Raw genomic sequence first — 2,624 nt, 5'->3', positions numbered from 1 at the left:
GATCACCGGCCAGCGTCGCGGTGTGGGCGAGCAGCTTTTCAGTGTCGTTGACCAGAGTCTGAAAATCAGCCATCAGTATTTCCTGAGCGTTCTGCGCTGTAGTGCGGGCCATTGGTTATCTCCATTTAGTGGCTTGCGATGTTTCGAGTCTATCGGTTTGCCGAAGGTTCATTTCATTCAGCATTTGCCGGTGAACCTTATGTGGTACAGGTTTTGCTTCCATGTGGTGCGCCACGGAGGGTAGATGCGCTTAATAAGGGCGAAGGCGGGGGGTAGAACGGCCCCCGGACCTGACGCTCACACTAAAAACGTTAGAAAACACCCTTACGGATTATTGCTCGCCTAATTCGCCCGCGCCAAATCGGTACATGCCTCAAAGCTCTGATTACAGACTGGCTCCGTTTAGGTGCACGCAAATGCGGGCTGAACCGTTTTGGTGCTTTTCAAAATCTTTGCAGGCCTGCCCATCGATGGAAAATTTACACACTGCGGTGGACCATTTGGTCCAAAGCTCAAATACCGTCTTTATATTACTCGGCGCCGTGATGGTCTTGGCTATGCATGCCGGGTTTGCATTTCTCGAGGTCGGAACTGTTCGCCATAAGAATCAGGTGAATGCGTTATCCAAGATTCTCAGCGATTTCGCTATGTCGACGCTCGCGTATTTCTTTATAGGCTATTGGATTTCCTATGGTGTGACTTTTCTGCAGCCCGCGGCAGTGATAAGCGCTGACCATGGCTACGGGCTGGTGAAGTTTTTCTTCCTGCTGACCTTCGCCGCAGCAATACCCGCGATTATTTCCGGGGGCATCGCGGAGCGCGCTCGATTCGCGCCACAGATGTGCGCAACAGTGTTGATTGTGGCATTTGTTTATCCTTTTTTTGAAGGCGTTGTCTGGAACGGCAATTTTGGCGTGCAAGCCTGGTTATTGAAGAGCTTCGGCGCCAGCTTTCACGACTTTGCCGGTTCAGTGGTAGTTCACGCCATGGGTGGCTGGCTGGCGCTGGCAGCGGTATTGTTGCTGGGACCACGCAACGGGCGCTATCGGGAAGGGCGACTGGTCGCCTACCCACCGTCGAGTATCCCGTTTCTGGCGCTGGGGTCGTGGATTCTGATCGTGGGTTGGTTCGGCTTTAATGTCATGAGCGCGCAGACGCTGGAGAATGTCAGCGGGCTGGTGGCGGTCAACTCGTTGATGGCGATGGTCGGCGGTACCGTTGCCGCTTTAATCATCGGGCGTAACGATCCAGGCTTTTTACACAACGGGCCACTGGCGGGTCTTGTGGCTATTTGTGCAGGGTCGGATTTGATGCACCCGGTGGGCGCTTTAATCACCGGGCTGATCGCCGGCGCGTTGTTCGTCTGGTGTTTTACGGCGGCACAAGTGCGTTGGAAAATCGACGACGTTCTTGGGGTTTGGCCGCTGCACGGGCTGTGCGGTGTCTGGGGCGGGGTAGCGTGCGGGATCTTTGGCCAAACAGCATTGGGCGGTTTGGGCGGAGTCAGCCTCATCAGCCAACTGCTTGGCACCGCGGCCGGTGTCGTGGTGGCGCTCCTGGGCGGTTTCCTGGTGTATGGCGCGATTAAGATGATCACCGGGCTGCGCTTGAGCCAAGAGGAAGAGTATTACGGTGCGGACCTGTCGATTCACAAGATCGGGTCGGTGAGTCAGGATTGAAAACAGTGTGCTGGATTGACCTCGACGCGCTCGGAAACTGTGGCATAAAATAGAGCCTTTCTCATGTCCAAGGTCCTGTGAAAGGTGCACCTATGCCTCCTGAATGCCAACTGTTCGGCACCCTCGGGTGTCACTTGTGTGAAGTCGCCGAAGCCGAGCTACTGCCATTGGTAGAGCACGGTTTAATGGTCGAGCTGATCGACATCGGTGAGCGGGAAGCACTGTATGACGAATACGGTCTGCGCATACCTGTGCTACGGCGTATCGATACCGGCGCGGAACTGGATTGGCCGTTCGATGCTGATCAGGTGGTGGATTTTTTGCGGTAACCTAGTTTGCTGCGAGACAGCGCGGTTGGGCCTTCCTCTCTCCTTCTCTCCCTCCGGTCGCCCGCTGATGACAATCCAATGGTCAGCGGGTGCCAATTCGTTTACTGTATGCATGTACAGTCAGTCGGTCGCTACCACGTATCAACACAGTCATCGGTAGTTTGCTGCTTGGGTTGTGCGCAGCGCAGGCTGATACAACCCGGCAGTTGACAACGCAGCCCCATTGCGATTGAACGAATGCAAAGAACACACAGAGAGCAACCGATATGATCAATGTCGAACAACTGAAAAACAGCGTAAATCGGATGTCGGTCGAGGTGGTCAGCGAGGCCGTGTTAGAGCTGCGCATGGACGGTTTGGTCACCGAGGGTAAAACCCCCTTTACCAAAGTGCATTTCAATACCTGCTTCGCTGAAATCGAAGCGTTGTTTCAACGTGCGGGTTATCACCGTCAGCTAGACGTGGTCGGGTATCAGGGCCTGCTTTACGCGCTCTACGATCCTGCACGTTGGGAGGCAGTCGATGTCTTGCGTTGGCTGAAGGAGTTTACCGAGGCCGCCGCTGCGCAAAGTCCTTTATTGGCTCGGTGCTAGAGGCCCGCCGCTGCCGCCGTATT

4 protein-coding genes are annotated in these 2,624 nt (G+C 55.1%); 3 read left to right on the top strand and 1 reads right to left on the bottom strand.

Features of this window, described 5'->3' with window-relative positions; translation table 11 throughout:
* The coding region (locus tag M0974_RS32895; protein WP_297846459.1) for a DUF883 family protein at window positions 1-112 on the bottom strand (112 nt) is incomplete at its 3' end.
* A gap of 358 nt (window positions 113-470) precedes the next feature.
* Between M0974_RS32895 and M0974_RS32890 the strand changes: the two genes are divergently transcribed.
* The 3 genes from M0974_RS32890 (at window position 471) to M0974_RS32880 (ending at window position 2,601) form a co-directional block, all read left to right on the top strand.
* Window positions 471-1,679 (top strand): ammonium transporter, encoded by a 1,209-nt coding sequence (locus M0974_RS32890; RefSeq protein WP_297846457.1) that lies wholly within the window; start codon window positions 471-473, stop codon window positions 1,677-1,679.
* A gap of 92 nt (window positions 1,680-1,771) precedes the next feature.
* A complete protein-coding gene (locus tag M0974_RS32885; protein ID WP_297846456.1) occupies window positions 1,772-2,008 on the top strand; it encodes a glutaredoxin family protein in 237 nt (78 codons plus the stop codon).
* A 266-nt stretch (window positions 2,009-2,274) separates the two neighbouring features.
* Window positions 2,275-2,601 carry a transcriptional regulator gene (locus M0974_RS32880; RefSeq protein WP_297846454.1) on the top strand — a complete coding sequence of 109 codons (327 nt, stop codon included), beginning with the start codon at window positions 2,275-2,277 and terminating at the stop codon, window positions 2,599-2,601.
* The last annotated feature ends 23 nt before the right edge of the window (window positions 2,602-2,624 follow it).

This window comes from Pseudomonas sp., from assembly GCF_026224925.1.
Lineage (GTDB): Bacteria > Pseudomonadota > Gammaproteobacteria > Pseudomonadales > Pseudomonadaceae > Aquipseudomonas.
The sequence above is the reverse complement of the archived record's forward strand: the minus strand, read 5'-3'. Positions and strand labels throughout refer to the sequence as shown.